We start from the raw sequence: 16,630 nt of genomic DNA on the forward strand, positions 1-16,630 counted from the left end.
GCCTTGTCGACGAGGCCATGGTGGAGCGGACGGAGATTGGGGGTGCCTTAGAACGCTATCGCTTAGACGCGACGACGCTTGGGCGGACGGCAACCATTGTGCGGCATCGGCGTGACGTCGCGGATGGTCGTGATCGTCAGACCGACCGACTGCAGCGCGCGCAGGGCCGATTCACGGCCGGAGCCCGGTCCCGAGACGTTCACTTCCAGCGTCTTCACGCCGTGTTCCTGGGCCTTCTTGCCAGCGTCTTCCGCAGCCATCTGAGCGGCGTAAGGGGTCGACTTACGCGAACCCTTGAAGCCCATGTGACCTGCCGAAGACCACGAGATCGCGTTGCCCTGGGCATCGGTGATCGTGATCATGGTGTTGTTGAACGAAGCATTCACGTGGGCGACGCCCGAGGTGATGTTCTTGCGCTCGCGCTTCTTTACGCGACCCGGTTCCTTGGCCATGTGTCTGTCTTACTTCTTCTTGCCGGCGATCGGCTTGGCGGGACCCTTGCGGGTGCGGGCGTTCGTGTGGGTGCGCTGACCGCGGACCGGCAGGCCCTTACGGTGACGCAGGCCGCGATAGCAGGCCAGATCCATCAGACGCTTGATGTTCATCGACGTCTCGCGGCGCAGGTCGCCCTCGACGGTGTGATCCTTGTCGATCGTTTCGCGGATCGACAGGACTTCGGCGTCCGTCAGCTGGTTCACCCGGCGGGCGGGCTCGATGCCCACCTTTTCGGTGATGTCCTTGGCGGCAGCGGGGCCGATGCCATGGATATACTGAAGCGCGATCTCTACGCGCTTGTTGGTCGGGATGTTGACGCCAGCAATACGGGCCACGAAATTCTCCAGATACGCGTTAGTCAGACGCAACAAACGCTCCGGTTAACAAACCAGGAGCGTGGCGCCCTTCGCGGGAAGGCGCCCTTATACAGATGATTCACCGGGCGTCAACCAGAGGGCTTGTCGGCGTCCTTTGGCGGCGCGGGGAAAGCCAAGGCGATCGTCATTGCTTGTCGATCCAAGGCGCGCCCGCTGCTCGTGGGAGGCTTGATCCGGAACTCGCGCGCCCGCGCTAACGCCTCACGTCTATAGCCGGATGGACGGGGGTGCTCCCCCACCACGCGGCACCGCTCTAATCTCTCCGTCAGCCTTAGCTGGCAGCGTAGCACCACATGCGCCCCGGTCGAGTCGTAAAGCGATGCTCGCGATACAGCCTCCGATATCGCAGCGTTGGCGGGGCCTTGAATCAGGATTGGAGCGGTACGGCCTCCGCCGCCGTCAACATCACCCACACCTGCGCCTCTGCCATCACCGCTTCCGCCCTGCCCCAGCCCCGGCTGCTCGCTTTCAATGTTGGCCAAACCGATCACATGAGGTTGCTCGTCGGCTTGGATACGAGGCTGTTCAAGCTGTTGCTGAACTTTGTGCGGGACTGGCGGCTTGTGCGTGCGAGACGGCGCCGTCGCAGCGCCGCCTGTCTTGCCAACATCTGGCTGGCTGCCGAGATCGACACGCGGCAAGAGAACGACGTTAAAGATTGGAGGCGCGACCGGGATGCTGACTTCAGTCCTCGTCAGCGCCAACAACCACAAAGCGGCAATGTGCACTGCCGTAACCAGGACGATCGCCATCCACCGGGTGCGTCGAGCGCGAAACACAGACGGTGTGACGAACATAACCTTCCCTCCAGGTCACCAACATGAAATCCACAGTTGCAGCCGTCAACCTCTGTTCGGCGGGCGGCCGAAATCGACCCCGACGGTGACTCGCTGGCCCTCAATAGGGCGACCGTCTTCGGTCGGCGGTTGAAAGCGGAAATAGCCGGACACCTGCAAGCCGGCCGCGCCGAAGCCCAGACCGGGGGGCGTCTCCTGAACGACGCGGCAACCGTCCAGCCGGCTGTCCAGGCGAATGACGCAGGACAGTTCGACCCGGCCGTACCGGCTGCGGGCGCCCGGCGGATGGTTGGCGCGAATCTGGCCGATGGTGGGGCCGGTGACCAGACGCGGTCCGGTCGAGCCGCTGCCGGGGCCGGCCCCAGAGCCGACGCCGGATCCGCTGCCTGTCCCCTGCCCGCCCTGGCCGAAGCCGGGTTGCGGCGACGGCGACGGTGCGATCCCGACGACGGGCGCAGGCTCCGGCGCCTTGACAGGCGTGACGGGAACTTCGCGGGGGCGTTCCTTGGGCGGAGGCGGCGGCGTGTGAATGACGGATGGCGCAGCGGGGGCGCCGCCGCCGGTCTCGGGCGCCGGGGGTTCGTTGGAAATCGGCGGCGGCGGGTCGCAGAGAACGACCTCGAACGGCGGTGGCTCAACCACGGGCGTCGGCGCCGGCCCCCTCACCTGTCCTAGCCACAGGAACAAGCCGATTTCCGCGACGGCGACGCCGACGAATATGCCCGCCATGCGCCAGCGACGCAGGCGGGTCTTTTGGAGTTTAGGATCGTCCAACTCGGTCATCAGGCGATCAACGCCCGAAAACGCAAATCAGGCCAGGGCCTCGTCGATTGCCTTGGCGACGGACTCGATCGAGCCCATGCCATCGGCCTCTGTCAACTTGCCCTGGGCTTCGTAGTAGGGAAGCAGAGGCGCGGTGTTGCGGTTGTAGGCCTCGAGCCGGACCTTGAAGGATTCGGGATTGTCGTCTGGACGGCCCTGTTCGGCGAAGCGCTTGGCGATCCGTTCGGTCAGGGCGGCGTCGTCAACCTTCAGGCGGACGACGGCGTCGATCTGAACACCGCGCTTGGCCAGCATCTCGTCCAGCGCCTCGGCCTGGGCCACGGTGCGGGGGAAGCCGTCAAAGATGGCGCCGCCGGCGGCCTCGGCCTCCGTCAGACGATCTTCGATCAGGGCGATGACGATCTCGTCGGTGACCAGATCGCCGCGCGCCAGCACGTCCTTGACCTTGAGGCCCAGCTCCGAGCCCGAGGCGATGGCCGCGCGCAGCATGTCGCCGGTGGAGAGCTGGACCATGCCCTTCTCTTCCACCAGCCGCTTGGCCTGGGTGCCCTTGCCCGCCGCCGGCGGTCCGAACAGGATCAAGTTCATGCTTCAGCCCTCCCCTGGGCGTCTGACAACCTAAGACTTAGCGACGAACGGGCGTGGGAGCGCCGCGACCGCCGCGACCACGCAGCTTGGCCTTCTTGATCAGGCCTTCGTACTGGTGCGCCAGCAGTTGGGACTGGATCTGGGCCACAGTGTCCATGGTGACCGAGACGACGATCAAGATAGACGTTCCGCCAAAGTACAGGCTGTTGCCGAACTGGCTGACGATGAACTCCGGCAGCAGGCAGACCGCAGTGATGTATGCGGCGCCGATCACGGTCAGGCGGGTCAGGACATAGTCCAGATATTCCGCCGTGCGCTTGCCGGGACGGATGCCCGGCAGGAAGCCGCCGTATTTGCGCAGGTTCTCGGCCGTGTCTTCGGGATTAAACGTGATCGAGGTGTAGAAGAAGCAGAAGAAGACGATCAGCGCGGCATACAGCGCCATAAACAGCGGCTGGCCGTGCGTCAGCTGAGCCGTCACCAGCGGCAGCCAGCTCATCCAGCTGGGCAGGTCGGCGTTGGCCGTCATGGTCGCGACCGTCGTCGGCAGCATCAGCAGCGACGAGGCGAAGATCGGCGGGATCACACCGGCGGTGTTGACCTTCAGCGGCAGGAACGAACGCTCGCCCCCAGCCATGCGGTTGCCTTCCTGGCGCTTCGGATACTGGATCAAAAGACGGCGCTGGGCGCGTTCCATGAAGACGATGAAGACCACGGTGGCCACGGCCAGGATGGCGATGAACAGCAGGGCGAAGGCCGACATCTGGCCTTGTTGGGCCAGGCCCAGCAGGCGGGCGATGGTGGACGGCAGAACGGCCACGATCCCGGCGAAGATGATCAGCGAGATGCCGTTGCCGACGCCGCGCGCCGTCACCTGCTCACCCAGCCACATCAGGAACATTGTGCCGCCGGTCAGGGTTACGACCGTCGAAATTATGAAGAAGATGCCGGGGTTGTCGACCAGGCCGGCCGTGCTGTTCAGGCCCGCCGCGATGCCGAAGGACTGGGCCAGCGCCAGGAACACCGTCAGATAACGGGTGTACTGGTTCAGCTGCTTGCGGCCGCTTTCGCCGCCTTCCTTCTTCAGCTTCTCCCAGGGCGGATACACCGTGCCCATCAGCTGCACGATGATCGAGGCCGAGATGTAGGGCATCACGTTCAGGGCGAAGATGGCCATACGCTCGACCGCGCCGCCCGAGAACATGTTGAACATGTCCAGGATGCCGCGCTGACCGTCCGGGTTCTGGAAGAACTGCAGGAAGGCCTGCGAGTTGATGCCCGGGATCGGGACATAGGTGCCGATGCGATAGACCAGAAGCGCGCCCAGCGTGAACAGCAGGCGTTTATGCAGCTCGGTCGCTTTCGCGAACGAGCCCATATTCATATTGGCGGCGAGTTGTTCTGCGGCCGAAGCCATTATGCGTCCCCACGACTGATTGAGTCGTCAGATAGGCGGAAAGCGGCCCTCATGCGAGGGCCGCTTCCGTTCTTTCGTCGTCGCAGATGTAATCAGGTCACGACCTAATCGCCGCGACGACGCGTGACTTAGGCTTTGGCGGCGGTGCGCTTGGTGCGGGCCGAGATCTTGTTCTCGTCGCCGCGCGGCGCCTTGGGAGCCGGAGCCTTGCCCTTGGCGGCGTTGCGCTTCTCGACGCGCGCGGCGGCCTTGGCTTCGGCTTCGATGCGTTGCTCGACGACCGAGCCGCCAGCGGCCTCGATGGCCTTCTTGGCGCCGGCGGTGGCCGACCAGACGACCAGGTTCAGCGCTTGCTTCAGCTCGCCGGTGCCCAGCAGACGCACGCCGTCCTTGACGCGACGGATCACGCCGGCGGCGACCAGGGCGTCGCCCTTCAGTTCGGACTTGGCGTCCAGCTTGCCGGCGTCAACGGCGTCTTGCAAGCGCCACAGGTTCACTTCAGCCAGCTTCAGAGCATTGGCGTTGTTGAAGCCGCGCTTGGGCATACGCATGTACAGCGGCATTTGGCCGCCTTCGAAGCCGCCGATGGCGACGCCCGAACGCGACTTCTGACCCTTGACGCCACGGCCAGCGGTCTTGCCCTTGCCCGAACCGGGGCCACGGCCGACGCGCATACGCTTCTTGTGGGCGCCTTCGTTGTCGCGGATTTCGTTCAGTTTCATGTGCCTGATCCTTTCGGGTGCTAGCGCCCGGACATGGTCCGGACTCGGCTTGGAAAAAATGAAGGGCCGCTGATAGGCGACCCTCTGGGTATTCGCAAGTGCAGAAACGCCCTCCCCCAGGTCCGGGAGAGGGCGAAACGGCTTACTTTTCGACGATCTCGGTCAGGTGGGCGACCTTGGCGATCATCCCGCGAACCGAAGGCGTGTCTTCCAGGGTCGATTCACGACCCAGACGGTTCAGGCCCAGGCCCACCAAGGTGGCGCGCTGGTCGTTCTTGCGGCGGATCGGCGAACCGGTCTGCTTGACGGTGAGCGTTTTCTTCTCAGCCATGACTTAGGACTCCACGGCTTCGGGCGCCGAGGCGCCGTCGTTGCGGCGGCCCATCAGATCCGCGACCTTCTTGCCGCGCTTGGACGCGACTTGACGGGGCGAGGACTGGACCTTCAGCGCTTCGAACGTCGCGCGGATCATGTTGTAGGGGTTCGACGAACCGGTCGACTTGCCCACGACGTCCTGGACGCCGAGGGTTTCGAGCACGGCGCGCATCGGACCGCCCGCGATGACGCCGGTCCCGGGAGGGGCGGCGCGCATCATGATCTTGCCGGCGCCCCAACGGCCGTTGCCGTCGTGATGCAGCGTGCGGTTCTCGCGCAGCGGAACGCGGATCATCGTCTTCTTGGCTTCTTCAGTCGCCTTGCGGATGGCTTCCGGCACTTCGCGCGCCTTGCCGTGACCGAAGCCGACGCGACCCTTGCCGTCGCCGACGACCATCAGGGCTGCGAAGCTGAAGCGACGGCCGCCTTTGACGGTGGCGGCGACGCGGTTGATGTGCACCAGCTTCTCGACGATGTCGGAATCCGGACCATCAGCAGCGGGACCGTTGCGGTTGTCACGACGGTTGCGATCGTTGCCGCCGCCGCCGCGTTGGGGTTGTTGCGCCATCTGTCGCGTCCCTTAGAAGTTCAGGCCGGCTTCACGCGCGGCTTCCGCCAGCGCCTTCACCCGTCCATGATAGATGTACTCGCCACGGTCGAAGACGACGTCCTTGACGCCCTTCTCGATGGCGCGTTCGGCGATCAGCTTGCCGATCGCGGCGGCAGCAGCCGTGTCCGAACCGCGCTTGCCCTTGCCGCCTTCCAGCGACGAGGCAGCCACGACGGTCACGCCCTGGGCGTCGTCGATGATCTGGGCCGAGATGTTCTTGTCCGAACGGTAGACCGACAGACGCAGACGACCGTTGGCGACAGCCTTCAGGCGGCGGCGCGTGCGCTCCGAGCGACGCTTGGCTTGTTGTCGAAGAGAAAGAGCCATGACTTACTTCTTCTTGCCTTCCTTGCGACGGACCTTCTCGCCCGCGTAACGGACGCCCTTGCCCTTGTAGGGCTCCGGCGGACGCAGCTTGCGGATGACCGAGGCGATCTGACCGACGGCTTGCTTGTCAGCGCCCGAGATCTTGATCTCGGTCTGCTTCGGCACAGCGAAGCTGACGCCGGCCGGCGGAGCGATATCGACTTCGTGCGAGAAGCCGAGTTGCAGCGAAAGGGCGTCGCCCTTCATCGCGGCGCGGTAACCCACGCCGACCAGCTCCAGCGACTTTTCAAAGCCCGTGGTGACGCCGACGACCATGTTGTCGACCAGGGTGCGCGACAGACCCCACATCGCGCGAGCGCGAGGCGTGTCCGAACGCGGCGTCAGCGACAGTTCGTCGCCTTCCTGCTTGACTTCGATCTCGTCGGCGACGGTCCAGGCGCTCTCGCCCTTGGGTCCCTTGACGGTGACGTTCTGGCCGTCGAGCGTGACAGTCACGCCCTTCGGCACGGCGATGGTTTTCTTGCCAATACGGGACATATCAGTAGACCCTGCAGAGGACTTCGCCGCCGACGTTAGCGTCGCGGGCTGAAGCGTCGGACATGACGCCCTTCGAAGTCGAGAGGATCGAGATGCCGAGGCCGTTCTTGACGGGCTTCAGATCGCCGATCGCCGAATAGACGCGGCGGCCCGGCTTGGACACGCGCGCAATCTCGGCGATGACGGGCTGACCGTCGAAGTACTTCAGCTCGATCTCGAACTGCGGAAACTCACCCGGGTTCTGAACCAGGTTGTAGCCGCGGATGTAGCCCTCGTCTTGCAGCACGTCGAGGACGCGCTGGCGCAGGCGGGAAGCCGGGGTCAGCACCTTGGAACGCTTGCGGGTCGCCGCGTTCTTGATGCGAGCGATCATGTCGCTCAGGGGATCGTTGATCATCATGTCTGTTCGCTCCCCTTACCAGCTGGACTTCGTCAGGCCGGGAATCTGGCCCAGGTTGCCCAGTTCACGCAGCGCAATCCGGCTCATCTTGAGCTTGCGGTAGAACGCCCGCGGACGACCCGTCACTTCGCAGCGGTTGCGAATGCGGCTCGGCGCGGAGTTGCGCGGCAGTTCGGCCAGCTTCAGGCGCGCGTCGAAGCGCTCCTCCAGCGGCAGGTTTTCGTCGTTGGCGGTCGCCTTCAAGGCGGCCCGCTTCGCGGCATACTTCGCAACCAGGGCCTTGACGGCTTCATTGCGGTTTACGGCGCTTTTCTTAGCCATTGTGCTCTTCCCTTCCCGCTCAGTTCTTCACGAACGGGAACTTGAACTCGGTGAGGAGAGCCTTGGCTTCCTCATCGGTCTTGGCCGTGGTGCAGACGACAATGTCCATGCCCCACATCTGATCGATCTGGTCGTAGTTGATCTCCGGGAACACGATGTGCTCCTTCAGACCCGTGGCGTAGTTGCCGCGACCATCGAAAGACGTGCCCTTCAGACCACGGAAATCCTTCACGCGCGGCAGCGCGATCGTGATGAACCGGTCCAGGAACTCGTACATCTGGTCGCCGCGCAGGGTGACCTTGCCGCCGATGACCATGCCTTCGCGCAGCTTGAAGCCGGCGATGGAGTTACGGGCCTTGGTGGCGACGGCCTTCTGACCGGCAATGGCGGTCAGATCCTTGAGGGCGGTGTTCGCCTTCTTGGAGTCCGCGACGGCTTCGCCGATGCCCATGTTCAGGACGATCTTGTCCAGCTTGGGCACCTGCATTTCGTTCGTGTAGCCGAACTTTTCTTTCATCACCTGGCGGATGCGAGCGTGATACTCGTCCTTGAGGCGCGGGGTGTACTTTTCGGTAGCCATCAGATGACGTCTCCCGTCGTCTTGGCGATGCGGACCTTCTTGTCCCCATCGATCTTGAAGCCGACGCGCGTCGCCTTGCCGTTGGCGTCGGCGATCGCGACGTTCGACAGGTGAAGCGAGGCTTCCTTGTTCTTGATGCCGCCCTGCGGGTCAGCCTGGCTCGGGCGCGTGTGGCGCTGAACCATGTTGACGCCTTCGACGAGGACGCGGTTTTCGGTGGGCAGGACCTTCAGCACGTTGCCCGTGCGGCCCTTGTCCTTGCCGGTGAGGACGACGACGCGGTCGCCCTTCTTGATCTTGGCGGCCATGTTACAGGACCTCCGGAGCCAGCGAGATGATCTTCATGTGGTTCTTGGCGCGCAGTTCGCGAGGAACCGGGCCGAAGATCCGCGTGCCGACAGGCTCGTTCTGCTTGTTGACGATGACGGCGGCCGACTTGTCAAAGCGGATGACCGAGCCGTCCTTGCGTTGGATGTCCTTGGCGGTGCGCACGACGATGGCGCGAACGACGTCGCCCTTCTTCACACGGCCGCGCGGGATGGCTTCCTTCACGGAGGCGACGATTGTGTCGCCGATCGAGGCGTAGCGGCGCTTGGAGCCGCCCAACACCTTGATGCACATGACCCGGCGGGCGCCCGAATTATCGGCCACTTCCAGGTTAGTTTGCATCTGGATCATAAGATCAGATCCTTCTGATTACGAGGCGGAGGCGTTGGAAAGGACTTCCCAGCGCTTCAGTTTGGACTTGGGGGCGCACTCGACGATGCGAGCGATGTCGCCGACCTTGAGCGCGTTGGCTTCGTCGTGCGCGTGGTACTTCTTGGACGACCGGACGGTCTTCTTCAGAAGCGGGTGAAGCAGGGTGCGCTCCACCTTCACAACGACAGTCTTCTCGCCCTTGTCGGACACGACCACGCCTTCAAGAATTCGCTTGGGCATATTCGTTTCCTTACGAGGCCGCACGCTTCTCGCGCAGAAGCGTCGAGATGCGAGCGATGTCTTTGCGGACTTCACCAACGCGGTGAGTCTTTTCCATTTGGCCGGTGGCCGCCTGGAAGCGCAGGTTGAACTGTTCCTTCTTGAGCTTCAGCAGCTCGTCGGACAGTTGGTCGGTCGTTTGCGACCGCAGATCGGCGATCTTGGTCATTAGGCGGCAGCCTCCACATGCGCGACGCCGGCGTCGATACGGGTCACGACCTTGGTGCGGACCGGCAGCTTGGCGGCGCCGAGACGGAGTGCTTCGCGGGCGACATCGTCCGGCACGCCGTCGATTTCAAACAGGATACGGCCCGGGTGGCAACGCGCGGCCCAGTGGTCCACGGCGCCCTTGCCCTTACCCATCCGGACTTCGGCCGGCTTGCCCGTGACGGGCAGGTCGGGGAAGACGCGGATCCAGACGCGGCCCTGACGCTTCATCTGGCGAGTGATCGCGCGGCGAGCCGCTTCGATCTGACGCGCGGTGATGCGTTCCGGCTCCAGCGTCTTCAGGCCATACGACCCGAAGTTCAGCGAGAAACCGCCCTTGGCCGAGCCATGGATCCGGCCCTTGAAGGCCTTGCGGTATTTGGTCTTCTTCGGTTGCAACATGACTTAGTTCTCACGTCCCCGGTCGCGACGCGGACCGCGGTCGCCACGGGGGCCGCCGCGTTCGCGGCCTTCGTTCGAGGACGGACCCGAAGCTTCCTGGGCCCAACGCTTGTCCTGCGCCATGGGATCGTGCTCCAGCACTTCACCCTTAAAGACCCAGACCTTCACGCCGATGATGCCGTAGGTCGTCTTGGCTTCGTAGAAACCATAGTCGATGTCGGCGCGCAGCGTGTGAAGCGGCACGCGACCTTCGCGGTACCATTCCATACGTGCGATTTCGGCGCCGCCCAGACGACCCGAGACATTCATACGAATGCCCTTGGCGCCCAGACGCATGGCCGACTGCATCGAACGCTTCATGGCGCGACGGAAGGCCACGCGGCGCTCCAGCTGCTGCGCGATGTTCTCGGCGATCAGCTGCGCATCGGTTTCCGGCTTGCGGACTTCGATGATGTTCAGGTGAACTTCACCCTCGGTGCGCGCCGAGATGTCCTTGCGGAGCTTCTCGATGTCAGCGCCCTTCTTGCCGATCACGACGCCCGGACGGGCGGCGTAGATGGTGATGCGGCACTTCTTGTGCGGGCGCTCGATGATGATGCGCGACACGCCGGCGGCGGCCAGGCGTTCCCGCAGCCACTCGCGCAGCTTCAGGTCCTGGTGCAGCAGGCGGGAGTAGTCGGCGCCGGCGGCGAACCAGCGGCTGTCCCACGTGCGGTTCACGCCGAGGCGCAGACCGACCGGATTGATTTTCTGTCCCATCAGGCGGCCTCGCCGGCTTCACGGACCACGATGGTGATCTCGCTGAACGGTTTCAGGATGCGCGACGAACGACCGCGAGCACGGCTCGCGAAACGCTTCATCACCAGGTTCTTGCCCACGAAGGCCTCGGCGACGACGAGATTGTCGATGTCGAGGTTGTGGTTGTTCTCGGCGTTCGAGATCGCCGAATACAGGACCTTGCGGACGTCGCCAGCGATGCGCTTACGGCTGAATTCCAGCTCGTTCAGCGCCTTCTGGACCGGCATGCCGCGGATCGAAGCGGCGACCAGGTTCAGCTTTTGCGGGCTGATACGCACGTTGACCAGCTTGGCGCGGGCCTCGGTCGGGGCGACCCGACGCTCGTTTTTTGTCTGGGCCATCAGTTACTTCCTTTTGGCCTTCTTGTCCGCCGCGTGACCCGGGAAGTTCCGGGTCGGGGCAAACTCGCCGAGCTTCATGCCGACCATCTCTTCCGAGACCGACACGGGCACGTGCTTCTGACCGTTATGGACGCCGAACGTCAGACCGACGAACTGCGGCAGGATGGTGGAGCGGCGCGACCAGGTCTTGATCACGTCCTTGCGGCCCGACGATTGAACGGCGTCGGCCTTCTTGAGCAGATACCCGTCGACAAACGGGCCTTTCCAGGAGGAGCGGGCCATTCTTAGCGAGCCTTCTTAACGTGGCGGGTACGGATGATATACTTGTCCGTAGCCTTGTTCTTGCGGGTACGAGTGCCCTTGGTGTCCTTACCCCACGGCGTGACGGGGGTACGACCACCAGAGGTCCGGCCTTCACCACCACCATGCGGGTGGTCGATCGGGTTCATGGCGACGCCGCGAACGTGCGGACGCCAGCCCATGTGACGCTTACGACCGGCCTTGCCCAGGTTCTGGTTCATGTGGTCGGGGTTCGAAACCGCGCCCACCGTGGCGATGCAGCCGTCCAGGACCATGCGCAGTTCGCCCGAGCCGAGACGGATCTGGGCATAGCCCTGATCGCGACCGACCAGTTGGGCGTAGGCGCCAGCCGAACGGGCCAGCTGGGCGCCCTTGCCCGGCTTCATTTCGATGTTGTGGATGATCGTACCCACCGGCATCGAACGTAGCGGCATGGCGTTGCCCGGCTTCACGTCGGTCTTTTCGCCCGCCACGATCGTGTCGCCCGCCTTAAGGCGTTGCGGCGCGATGATGTAGGTCTTTTCGCCGTCCTCGTAGGTCACGAGCGCGATGAAGGCCGTGCGGTTCGGATCGTATTCCAGACGCTCGACCGTGCCGACCATGTCCCACTTGCGACGCTTGAAGTCGATCTTGCGGTACAGGGTCTTGGCGCCGCCGCCGCGGAAGCGGACCGCGATGCGACCGCCCTGCCCGCGCCCGCCCGACTTGGTCAGGCCTTCGGTCAGCGACTTTTCCGGACGGCCCTTGTGGAGTTCCGAACGGTCAACCAGCACGAGGGCGCGACGGCCCGGCGAGGTCGGATTGTAATGTTTCAAGGCCATCTGATCAGAGCCCCGTGGTGACGTCGATCGACTGGCCGTCAGCCAGCGTCACGATCGCTTTTTTGATGTCGACCCGGCGACCCAGGATACCCCGGAAGCGCTTGGTCTTGCCCTTTTGAACCAGGGTGTTGACCTTCAGGACGTTGACTTTGAACAGGCTTTCGACCGCGGCGGCGATCTCGTCCTTGGTCGCCGTGTCGGCGACGCGGAAGACGACCTTGTTCTGCTCGGACAGGATCGTGGCCTTTTCGGTGATCACCGGGGCCAGGATGGTGTCGTAGTGCTTGGCGGTAGGTTGAGCGGCCATTACGCGGCTTCCTTATCGCTGAAGCGGGCTTCGATGGCCTCGATGGCGGCCTTCGTCAGCACCAGCTTGTCAGCCCGCAGGATGTCATAGACGTTCAGGCCGGCGTTCGGCAGCACGTCGATGTGCGGGATGTTGCGTGCGGCCAGGCCGAAGTTCGTATCGACTTCGGGACCCGCGATGATGAGCGCCTTGGTCCAGCCCAGCTTGCCGAGCGTTTCGCGCAGCGAAGCGGTCTTGGCTTCCTTCACCGAGACGGTGTCGACCACGATCAGGTCGCCCGACTTGGCCTTGGAGGACAGGGCGTGACGCAGAGCCAGGGCGCGGATCTTCTTCGGCAGCGAGAAGCCGTGATCGCGAACGATCGGGCCGAAGGCGCGCGAACCGCCGACGAACTGCGGTGCACGGCGCGAACCGTGACGAGCGCCGCCGGTGCCCTTTTGCTTGTACATCTTCTTACCCGTACGAGAGTTCTCGTTGCGGGTTTGAACCTTGTGCGTACCGGCGCGGCGCTTGGCCAGTTGCCAGTTGACGGTGCGGGCCAGGATGTCGCCGCGGATGTCGGAGATGCCGAAGACGGCGTCCGACAGTTCCACGTCGCCAGCAGCCTTGCCGTCGAGTTGGATGACAGAGAGTTTCATTACGCTTCACCGCCTTCGGTCGCTTCGACAGGGGCTTCTTCAGCCGGGGTCGAGGCGGGTTGAGCAGCAGACTTGCTCGACTTCAGCGCACCGGGGAACGGAGCGTCGGCCGGGCGAGCCTTCTTGATGGCGTCGCGAACCTTGACGTAGCTGCCGTCGTGACCGGGGACAGCGCCCTTGATCAGGATCAGGCCACGCTCGGCGTCCACGCGGACGACGGTCAGGTTCTGGGTGGTGACGGTTTCGGTGCCGTAGTGGCCGGCCATCTTCTTGCCGGGGAACGTGCGACCCGGGTCCTGACGGTTACCCGTCGAACCGTGCGAACGGTGCGAGACCGAAACGCCGTGGGTGGCGCGAAGGCCGCCGAAGTTCCAGCGCTTCATGGCGCCGGCGAAACCCTTACCGATGGTCTCACCCTGGATGTCGACCTTCTGGCCCACCAGGAAGTGTTCGGCCGACAGTTCGGCGCCCACGTCCAGCAGACCGTCCGCATCGACGCGGAACTCGGTCACATAGGCTTTCGGTTCGACTTCCGCCTTGGCGAAGGTCTCGCGTTGAGCCTTGTTGGTGTTCTTAGCCTTCTTCGTGCCAGCGCCCAGCTGGAGAGCGACGTAGCCGTCACGCTCCTGGGTACGTTGGCCGACGACTTGGCAGCCGTCGAGCTGCAGCACAGTGACCGGTACGTGCGCGCCGTCATCGGCGAACACGCGGGTCATGCCCAGCTTCTTGGCGATCACGCCCGTGCGCATCGGATCCCGCCTCTTTCTACTTTAAATCTTGATCTCGACGTCCACGCCGGCGGACAGGTCGAGCTTCATGAGCGCGTCCACGGTCTGCGGGGTGGGGTCGACGATGTCGAGCACGCGTTTGTGCGTGCGGATTTCAAACTGCTCACGCGACTTCTTATCGACGTGCGGAGAGCGGTTCACGGTGAACTTCTCGATCAGGGTCGGCAGCGGAATCGGACCGCGAACGGTCGCGCCGGTGCGCTTGGCGGTATTAACGATCTCGCGCGTCGAAAAATCGAGGACGCGGTGATCAAAGGCCTTGAGCCTGATGCGGATGCTTTGATCCATATCGGTGCTTACTTCCAATGCGGTCGGAGGACCGCGTCCCTGTGAACCATTTCAAAGACCGAAGGCCTTCGGGCAAAAAGCCCTCAGGGAACGCAAATCCGCAAAAACGATCGGCCCACGCAGTTGCCCGCGAAGGCCGTTGATATCCCAAGAAGCTGCAAAGAACAGTGACTTAGGTCGTTCTTGCGAACCGCGTTTGCAGCGAACTGCACAGCCGGTCCAACAAGAGTGGTGGCTTATGCCTATCGATTCTGATTTCGTCAAGCGCGCAAACCCGGGCTGACACAGGATTTCGACGCGGTCTTCGCCGAGGGCTGCGCACGGCGCGACGACACATACGGCGGCGACGTCGGCGGCGTTGCACGCCCTCTTTATAGTGCATGAGCGCGACTGCGGCGCGCGGTTAACGACTTGCCCCACAGATCGCCAAGTCGTGACACATTCTGGCCGCAACGCGTGGCTGTTGCGCAACAACCTTGCCATCCCAGGCCAATCGAACGTCGGTTTATTGCTCCGCTTCGTCTTAGGCTGATAGCAGCGCCCCTCCCCGGACCCCCATCCGGGTGCAGACTGCTAAGGACAAAAGAAAAATGAAGACGATCCTCCTCGCCACCGCCGCCGCCGCCGCCCTGTTCGCCGCCCCGGCCTTCGCCCAAGACGCCATCGGTTCGGTCGGCGTGACCTATTCCAACCCGTCGATCGAAGTCGCCGGCGACGACGTTGACGCCGACGTCTGGACCGTTGACGGCTCGGTCGCCCTGCCGGCCCAGGACTGGACCGTGACGCTGAACGGCGCGATCGACTACACCAAGGCCTTTGGCGAAGAAGACGTCACCGGCGCCGCCGCCGCGCACCTGACCAAGATGTGGTCCTCCGACGTTCGCGCCGGCGCCTTCGTCGCCGCCAACGGCATCGGCAGCGGCAACGAGCCGATCTGGACCGTGGGCGCCGAAGCGCAGAAGTATCTGTCGAACGCCACCCTGACAGGCCAAGTCGCCTACACGACCGCTGACAACGTGGACGCCGACATCTGGACCGTCGGCGCCGACGCCGCCTTCTACGTCATGCCGAACCTGCGCCTGAACGCCGGCGTCGCCTACAACAACGTCGACTTCTCGGGCGGCGACACCGACGCCTGGACCTACGGCGTGGGCGCCGAATACGAGTTCGAGAACACTCCGTTCTCGCTGGGCGCCGCCTACACCCGCGCCGACATCGATTCGCTGGACGTCGACACCTGGTCGGTCGGCCTGCGCTACTCGTTCGGCGGCGGTCTGCAAGCGCGTGACCGCGCCGGCGCCAACCTGGGCGTCTCGGCCATCTCCAGCGTCCTGAACGTCTTCTAAGCGTCTCGGACCTGAGCCCTACGAAGAGCCCCGGCGGAGCGATCCGCCGGGGCTTTTTGTTTGGCCGGAAAAGGCCCCCGGGGTTCCACGACCGGGGGCCTTCTCGTCGCTCGGGTCTTACTGCCCGATCTGCAAGGTTCCCGATCCGACGACGGAGCGAGAGACCGATCCCGTGGCCGAGGCGACGCGGACGCTGCCCGATCCGGCGATCGCCACGTCCAGGTCGCGCGTGGCGCCGCCGTAGCGAACATCGCCGGAACCGCCGATGGCGACCGACAGCTTGTCCATTCGGCCCTGCCGCACGTTCACACCGCCCGAGCCGCCGATGGACAGTTCACTGCGTCCGCCGGCGCTGGCCACCTCGACATTGCCCGATCCGCCGACGGCCGCTTTCAGGGTTCCGGTCGCTCCGGCGGAAATGGAGCCCGATCCGCCGACGCTGGCGTCCAGCGATCGAGACGTGCCCGCGCGGATCGCGCCCGAGCCCCCGAGGCCCAGTTCCAGATCGCCGTCCACATTGGCCACGTTCCAGTTGCCGCAGCCGCCGTTGTCCAACTCGACCGATCTCGCGCCGCGTCCGACCGAGCCGAAGACCGCGCCGCTGGCGCTGACGTCAACGGCGCGCGGCGTGCGCACGACGATCAGCGGCGCGTCTTCCAGGCGGATCCGCCCCAGGTCGCGCACCTCAACGGTCGCGCCCTGCCCCGGCTGGCCCGCATCACTGCGGCCGGAGTTGCAGCCGCGAACGGCGCTGTTGCCGCCCCACATACCGTTACGGCGCAGGCCGCCGTCGATCTTCACGTCATTGCCGTCGCGGCGAACCTGGATGGCCGGCAAGCGCGTCTGGCCTTGCGTGATCTCGACCCCGATATCCTGACGATCCTCGACGATGACCACCACACGGGCGACGGCGTTGCGGATCTCGACCTCGGCGGCCGAAGCGGGCGCCGCGACAAACCCTGTCAGGGTGGCGACGGCGGCGGCGGCGATCAGTGCGGTTTTCATGAGCGGTGCTCCCTTCCCGAATGTGAAGAGAAGGTGCGCGCCGCCCGCGCCCAAGTCATTTTAACTCGAGGTCATGAACTCG

The 16,630-nt window shown here is 64.4% G+C and carries 28 protein-coding genes; 1 reads left to right on the forward strand and 27 read right to left on the reverse strand.

Annotated features, from left to right (window positions below; all coding sequences use genetic code 11):
• Nucleotides 1–62: 62 nt before the first annotated feature.
• The 26 genes from rpsK to rpsJ all read right to left on the reverse strand — a co-directional run bounded on the left by rpsK (nt 63) and on the right by rpsJ (nt 14,197).
• Nucleotides 63–452 (reverse strand): 30S ribosomal protein S11, encoded by a 390-nt coding sequence (rpsK, locus tag E4341_RS10605; protein WP_013268944.1) that lies wholly within the window; start codon nt 450–452, stop codon nt 63–65.
• Nucleotides 453–461: 9 nt separating this feature from the next.
• Entirely contained in the window at nt 462–830 is a 369-nt protein-coding gene (gene rpsM, locus E4341_RS10610) for a 30S ribosomal protein S13 (protein ID WP_026108555.1), read from the reverse strand.
• An 884-nt stretch (nt 831–1,714) separates the two neighbouring features.
• Complete coding sequence (locus tag E4341_RS10615; protein WP_165117181.1) at nt 1,715–2,452, reverse strand: energy transducer TonB; 738 nt, start codon at nt 2,450–2,452, stop codon at nt 1,715–1,717.
• A 27-nt stretch (nt 2,453–2,479) separates the two neighbouring features.
• Complete coding sequence (locus E4341_RS10620; protein WP_017506042.1) at nt 2,480–3,040, reverse strand: adenylate kinase; 561 nt, start codon at nt 3,038–3,040, stop codon at nt 2,480–2,482.
• A 37-nt stretch (nt 3,041–3,077) separates the two neighbouring features.
• On the reverse strand, nt 3,078–4,457 hold the full coding sequence (gene secY / locus E4341_RS10625) for a preprotein translocase subunit SecY (protein WP_017506043.1): 1,380 nt from the start codon (nt 4,455–4,457) through the stop codon (nt 3,078–3,080).
• A 128-nt stretch (nt 4,458–4,585) separates the two neighbouring features.
• Nucleotides 4,586–5,179: a 50S ribosomal protein L15 gene (gene rplO, locus E4341_RS10630; protein WP_055804617.1), complete on the reverse strand. Its 594-nt coding sequence runs from the start codon at nt 5,177–5,179 to the stop codon at nt 4,586–4,588.
• Nucleotides 5,180–5,321: 142 nt separating this feature from the next.
• Nucleotides 5,322–5,510, reverse strand: coding sequence for a 50S ribosomal protein L30 (rpmD, locus tag E4341_RS10635; RefSeq protein WP_055753396.1), 189 nt, complete (start codon nt 5,508–5,510; stop codon nt 5,322–5,324).
• A gap of 3 nt (nt 5,511–5,513) precedes the next feature.
• Complete coding sequence (gene rpsE / locus E4341_RS10640) at nt 5,514–6,122, reverse strand: 30S ribosomal protein S5 (RefSeq protein WP_055753395.1); 609 nt, start codon at nt 6,120–6,122, stop codon at nt 5,514–5,516.
• A 12-nt stretch (nt 6,123–6,134) separates the two neighbouring features.
• Entirely contained in the window at nt 6,135–6,491 is a 357-nt protein-coding gene (gene rplR, locus E4341_RS10645) for a 50S ribosomal protein L18 (RefSeq protein ID WP_008259637.1), read from the reverse strand.
• Between the two features lie 3 nt (nt 6,492–6,494).
• The gene (gene rplF, locus E4341_RS10650) at nt 6,495–7,028 is read right to left on the reverse strand and encodes a 50S ribosomal protein L6 (protein WP_055753394.1); all 534 of its coding nucleotides are present in this window, start codon (nt 7,026–7,028) and stop codon (nt 6,495–6,497) included.
• Nucleotide 7,029: 1 nt separating this feature from the next.
• Entirely contained in the window at nt 7,030–7,428 is a 399-nt protein-coding gene (gene rpsH, locus E4341_RS10655; RefSeq protein ID WP_008262310.1) for a 30S ribosomal protein S8, read from the reverse strand.
• 15 nt (nt 7,429–7,443) lie between these two features.
• Entirely contained in the window at nt 7,444–7,749 is a 306-nt protein-coding gene (rpsN, locus tag E4341_RS10660) for a 30S ribosomal protein S14 (protein ID WP_055753393.1), read from the reverse strand.
• Between the two features lie 19 nt (nt 7,750–7,768).
• Complete coding sequence (gene rplE, locus E4341_RS10665; protein ID WP_017506049.1) at nt 7,769–8,329, reverse strand: 50S ribosomal protein L5; 561 nt, start codon at nt 8,327–8,329, stop codon at nt 7,769–7,771.
• Nucleotides 8,329–8,637 carry a 50S ribosomal protein L24 gene (gene rplX / locus E4341_RS10670; RefSeq protein WP_039248554.1) on the reverse strand — a complete coding sequence of 103 codons (309 nt, stop codon included), beginning with the start codon at nt 8,635–8,637 and terminating at the stop codon, nt 8,329–8,331. The genes rplE and rplX overlap by 1 nt, the downstream gene beginning before the upstream one ends.
• Nucleotide 8,638: 1 nt before the next feature.
• Entirely contained in the window at nt 8,639–9,007 is a 369-nt protein-coding gene (gene rplN / locus E4341_RS10675; protein WP_003164378.1) for a 50S ribosomal protein L14, read from the reverse strand.
• An 18-nt stretch (nt 9,008–9,025) separates the two neighbouring features.
• Nucleotides 9,026–9,268: a 30S ribosomal protein S17 gene (gene rpsQ / locus E4341_RS10680; RefSeq protein WP_017506051.1), complete on the reverse strand. Its 243-nt coding sequence runs from the start codon at nt 9,266–9,268 to the stop codon at nt 9,026–9,028.
• Nucleotides 9,269–9,278: 10 nt separating this feature from the next.
• Nucleotides 9,279–9,476, reverse strand: a complete 198-nt coding sequence (rpmC, locus tag E4341_RS10685; protein WP_008263673.1) for a 50S ribosomal protein L29 — start codon at nt 9,474–9,476, stop codon at nt 9,279–9,281.
• A complete protein-coding gene (gene rplP / locus E4341_RS10690) occupies nt 9,476–9,916 on the reverse strand; it encodes a 50S ribosomal protein L16 (protein ID WP_017506052.1) in 441 nt (146 codons plus the stop codon). Before rplP ends, rpmC begins: the two co-directional genes overlap by 1 nt.
• A 3-nt stretch (nt 9,917–9,919) precedes the next feature.
• Nucleotides 9,920–10,675, reverse strand: coding sequence for a 30S ribosomal protein S3 (gene rpsC, locus E4341_RS10695; RefSeq protein ID WP_017506053.1), 756 nt, complete (start codon nt 10,673–10,675; stop codon nt 9,920–9,922).
• On the reverse strand, nt 10,675–11,055 hold the full coding sequence (gene rplV / locus E4341_RS10700; RefSeq protein ID WP_017506054.1) for a 50S ribosomal protein L22: 381 nt from the start codon (nt 11,053–11,055) through the stop codon (nt 10,675–10,677). Before rplV ends, rpsC begins: the two co-directional genes overlap by 1 nt.
• 3 nt (nt 11,056–11,058) lie before the next feature.
• Nucleotides 11,059–11,337, reverse strand: coding sequence for a 30S ribosomal protein S19 (rpsS, locus tag E4341_RS10705; protein WP_017506055.1), 279 nt, complete (start codon nt 11,335–11,337; stop codon nt 11,059–11,061).
• Nucleotides 11,338–11,339: 2 nt separating this feature from the next.
• Nucleotides 11,340–12,176: a 50S ribosomal protein L2 gene (gene rplB / locus E4341_RS10710; protein ID WP_055753391.1), complete on the reverse strand. Its 837-nt coding sequence runs from the start codon at nt 12,174–12,176 to the stop codon at nt 11,340–11,342.
• Nucleotides 12,177–12,180: 4 nt separating this feature from the next.
• Nucleotides 12,181–12,483 (reverse strand): 50S ribosomal protein L23, encoded by a 303-nt coding sequence (locus E4341_RS10715; protein WP_008260292.1) that lies wholly within the window; start codon nt 12,481–12,483, stop codon nt 12,181–12,183.
• Nucleotides 12,483–13,121 (reverse strand): 50S ribosomal protein L4, encoded by a 639-nt coding sequence (gene rplD / locus E4341_RS10720; protein ID WP_017506058.1) that lies wholly within the window; start codon nt 13,119–13,121, stop codon nt 12,483–12,485. The genes E4341_RS10715 and rplD overlap by 1 nt, the downstream gene beginning before the upstream one ends.
• Nucleotides 13,121–13,870 carry a 50S ribosomal protein L3 gene (rplC, locus tag E4341_RS10725; protein WP_055753390.1) on the reverse strand — a complete coding sequence of 250 codons (750 nt, stop codon included), beginning with the start codon at nt 13,868–13,870 and terminating at the stop codon, nt 13,121–13,123. The genes rplD and rplC overlap by 1 nt, the downstream gene beginning before the upstream one ends.
• 21 nt (nt 13,871–13,891) lie before the next feature.
• Entirely contained in the window at nt 13,892–14,197 is a 306-nt protein-coding gene (rpsJ, locus tag E4341_RS10730) for a 30S ribosomal protein S10 (RefSeq protein WP_003164367.1), read from the reverse strand.
• 590 nt (nt 14,198–14,787) lie between these two features.
• Here rpsJ and E4341_RS10735 point away from each other — a divergent pair.
• Complete coding sequence (locus E4341_RS10735; protein ID WP_165117183.1) at nt 14,788–15,543, forward strand: porin; 756 nt, start codon at nt 14,788–14,790, stop codon at nt 15,541–15,543.
• A 117-nt stretch (nt 15,544–15,660) separates the two neighbouring features.
• Here E4341_RS10735 and E4341_RS10740 read toward each other — a convergent pair whose 3' ends face one another.
• Nucleotides 15,661–16,548, reverse strand: coding sequence for a GIN domain-containing protein (locus E4341_RS10740; RefSeq protein WP_165117185.1), 888 nt, complete (start codon nt 16,546–16,548; stop codon nt 15,661–15,663).
• Nucleotides 16,549–16,630 lie beyond the last annotated feature (82 nt).

It is taken from the genome of Brevundimonas sp. 'scallop' (genome assembly GCF_011045535.1).
Taxonomy (GTDB): Bacteria; Pseudomonadota; Alphaproteobacteria; order Caulobacterales; family Caulobacteraceae; genus Brevundimonas; species Brevundimonas vesicularis.

What these genes read in the sequence shown, in the direction of transcription:
- rplV (WP_017506054.1), bottom strand. Translation starts at nt 11,055, where the DNA reads ATGGCCCAGACAAAAAACGAGCGTCGGGTCGCCCCGACCGAGGCCCGC.
- E4341_RS10715 (WP_008260292.1), bottom strand. Translation starts at nt 12,483, where the DNA reads ATGGCCGCTCAACCTACCGCCAAGCACTACGACACCATCCTGGCCCCG.
- rpsJ (WP_003164367.1), bottom strand. Translation starts at nt 14,197, where the DNA reads ATGGATCAAAGCATCCGCATCAGGCTCAAGGCCTTTGATCACCGCGTC.
- E4341_RS10735 (WP_165117183.1), top strand. Translation starts at nt 14,788, where the DNA reads ATGAAGACGATCCTCCTCGCCACCGCCGCCGCCGCCGCCCTGTTCGCC.
- E4341_RS10740 (WP_165117185.1), bottom strand. Translation starts at nt 16,548, where the DNA reads ATGAAAACCGCACTGATCGCCGCCGCCGCCGTCGCCACCCTGACAGGG.
- rpsQ (WP_017506051.1), bottom strand. Translation starts at nt 9,268, where the DNA reads ATGCCCAAGCGAATTCTTGAAGGCGTGGTCGTGTCCGACAAGGGCGAG.
- rpmD (WP_055753396.1), bottom strand. Translation starts at nt 5,510, where the DNA reads ATGGCTGAGAAGAAAACGCTCACCGTCAAGCAGACCGGTTCGCCGATC.
- rplB (WP_055753391.1), bottom strand. Translation starts at nt 12,176, where the DNA reads ATGGCCTTGAAACATTACAATCCGACCTCGCCGGGCCGTCGCGCCCTC.
- rplN (WP_003164378.1), bottom strand. Translation starts at nt 9,007, where the DNA reads ATGATCCAGATGCAAACTAACCTGGAAGTGGCCGATAATTCGGGCGCC.
- rpsE (WP_055753395.1), bottom strand. Translation starts at nt 6,122, where the DNA reads ATGGCGCAACAACCCCAACGCGGCGGCGGCGGCAACGATCGCAACCGT.
- rpsH (WP_008262310.1), bottom strand. Translation starts at nt 7,428, where the DNA reads ATGATGATCAACGATCCCCTGAGCGACATGATCGCTCGCATCAAGAAC.
- E4341_RS10615 (WP_165117181.1), bottom strand. Translation starts at nt 2,452, where the DNA reads ATGACCGAGTTGGACGATCCTAAACTCCAAAAGACCCGCCTGCGTCGC.
- rpsK (WP_013268944.1), bottom strand. Translation starts at nt 452, where the DNA reads ATGGCCAAGGAACCGGGTCGCGTAAAGAAGCGCGAGCGCAAGAACATC.
- rpsN (WP_055753393.1), bottom strand. Translation starts at nt 7,749, where the DNA reads ATGGCTAAGAAAAGCGCCGTAAACCGCAATGAAGCCGTCAAGGCCCTG.
- rplO (WP_055804617.1), bottom strand. Translation starts at nt 5,179, where the DNA reads ATGAAACTGAACGAAATCCGCGACAACGAAGGCGCCCACAAGAAGCGT.
- rplP (WP_017506052.1), bottom strand. Translation starts at nt 9,916, where the DNA reads ATGTTGCAACCGAAGAAGACCAAATACCGCAAGGCCTTCAAGGGCCGG.
- E4341_RS10620 (WP_017506042.1), bottom strand. Translation starts at nt 3,040, where the DNA reads ATGAACTTGATCCTGTTCGGACCGCCGGCGGCGGGCAAGGGCACCCAG.
- rplE (WP_017506049.1), bottom strand. Translation starts at nt 8,329, where the DNA reads ATGGCTACCGAAAAGTACACCCCGCGCCTCAAGGACGAGTATCACGCT.
- rplR (WP_008259637.1), bottom strand. Translation starts at nt 6,491, where the DNA reads ATGGCTCTTTCTCTTCGACAACAAGCCAAGCGTCGCTCGGAGCGCACG.
- secY (WP_017506043.1), bottom strand. Translation starts at nt 4,457, where the DNA reads ATGGCTTCGGCCGCAGAACAACTCGCCGCCAATATGAATATGGGCTCG.
- rplX (WP_039248554.1), bottom strand. Translation starts at nt 8,637, where the DNA reads ATGGCCGCCAAGATCAAGAAGGGCGACCGCGTCGTCGTCCTCACCGGC.
- rpsS (WP_017506055.1), bottom strand. Translation starts at nt 11,337, where the DNA reads ATGGCCCGCTCCTCCTGGAAAGGCCCGTTTGTCGACGGGTATCTGCTC.
- rpmC (WP_008263673.1), bottom strand. Translation starts at nt 9,476, where the DNA reads ATGACCAAGATCGCCGATCTGCGGTCGCAAACGACCGACCAACTGTCC.
- rplD (WP_017506058.1), bottom strand. Translation starts at nt 13,121, where the DNA reads ATGAAACTCTCTGTCATCCAACTCGACGGCAAGGCTGCTGGCGACGTG.
- rplC (WP_055753390.1), bottom strand. Translation starts at nt 13,870, where the DNA reads ATGCGCACGGGCGTGATCGCCAAGAAGCTGGGCATGACCCGCGTGTTC.
- rplF (WP_055753394.1), bottom strand. Translation starts at nt 7,028, where the DNA reads ATGTCCCGTATTGGCAAGAAAACCATCGCCGTGCCGAAGGGCGTGACT.
- rpsC (WP_017506053.1), bottom strand. Translation starts at nt 10,675, where the DNA reads ATGGGACAGAAAATCAATCCGGTCGGTCTGCGCCTCGGCGTGAACCGC.